Annotated in this window: 1 pseudogene; it reads right to left on the bottom strand. The window is 72.1% G+C overall.

Annotation, left to right across the window (positions count from 1 at the left end):
* Window positions 1-237: 237 nt before the first annotated feature.
* A pseudogene (locus H5J33_RS35955) lies at window positions 238-1181 on the bottom strand (hypothetical protein); the annotation flags it as partial.

Here is a 1181-nt window from a genome sequence, read left to right as displayed (position 1 = left end):
CCGTCCGGGTGCCCGGCTCGTCCGCCGCGCCTTGCGTACCGGACTCTTCCTGTGCGCCTTGCGTGCCGGGTTCGTTGCGTGGCGCCCGCGTACCGGGCTTGCCGGGCTCGCCCGGCGTGCTGGGCTCGGTGGCCCCGTCCGTCCAGTAATGCGCCCCCATCGGGGACTCCCTTCACGTCCGTTGGTCGGTATACGGGCGGCCCCCGCGCTGCCCGTGGCCGTGCGGGGGCCGCAGGGTCAGCGCCAGCGGTAGCAGACGGTGTAGGCGAGTTCCGGGTACGCCCGGGACCGCCAGGTCGTCCAGCCGTCGTTCCCGCAGAACGATGCCGCCTCGTACCGTCCGGTCCGCCCCGAGACGACAACGTTGGAGCTGTCGCACGAGCCGGTGTTGGTGAACGTCGCCCCGGACCCGCTGCCGCTCTTGAGCAGGCACTGACGCACCTGGGCGTAGCCCATGGCGTCCGGGTAGTTCATCGACAGGCACAGGATGCGGTCCAGACCGGCGCCGGAGGGCCCGCTGAACGGCTTGAGCAGGTTGTAGTGTGGCCAGCCGTCGCACTTGGACCGGTCCCGCCCCTGATAGACCGCGAGCACCTTGAAGTTGCCGGTCTGGCAGGGCTGGGTGTACCAGGTGCCGCTGCCGTTGGGGCCGTAGACGCAGTCGCCCTGCCCGGCGTGGTAGGCGTCGCCCCCGGGATTGAGGTAGCTCAGGCACAGCACCAGGTCGTGGCGGTGGGAGGAGACGCTCTCGTCGCTGTCATCGACGCCCTCGCAGCTGTCGAGGTCGGTGGTGCCGTGCCGGATGTCGACGACCTTGAACGCGCCGGGCGAGCAGGACGTCGACACCAGGTCCGGCCGGCTCCGCGTGCCTTGGTCGTCGAAGCAGGAGCCGATCTCGGCGTCGCCGACCGGGTCGGGCGTGGGCGTGGGCGAGGGCGACTCGGTCTCGTCGCCGTTGGCGTCCGAGTCGTCGCCGGCGGCGCCGGCCGTCGTGTCGTCCCCGCTGCCGGCGGTCGTACCGTCCTCGGTGTCGTCCGATGTGCCTAGGCCGCGGCCTGAGTCCGGAGTGCCGCCTGTCCAGGAGCCCCCGGTGGAACTCTGCCCCGACGAGGTGGCGGACTGCGCGGTGGAGACACCGTCGTCGCCCGAGGACCGCAGCCCGAACGCGACCGCGACGGCGA

The sequence above is a fragment of the Streptomyces sp. WELS2 genome (assembly GCF_013870595.1).
Classification (GTDB): domain Bacteria; phylum Actinomycetota; class Actinomycetes; order Streptomycetales; family Streptomycetaceae; genus Streptomyces.
Note: the sequence above shows the minus strand (reverse complement) of the source record. Positions and strands in the feature narration are given on the sequence as shown.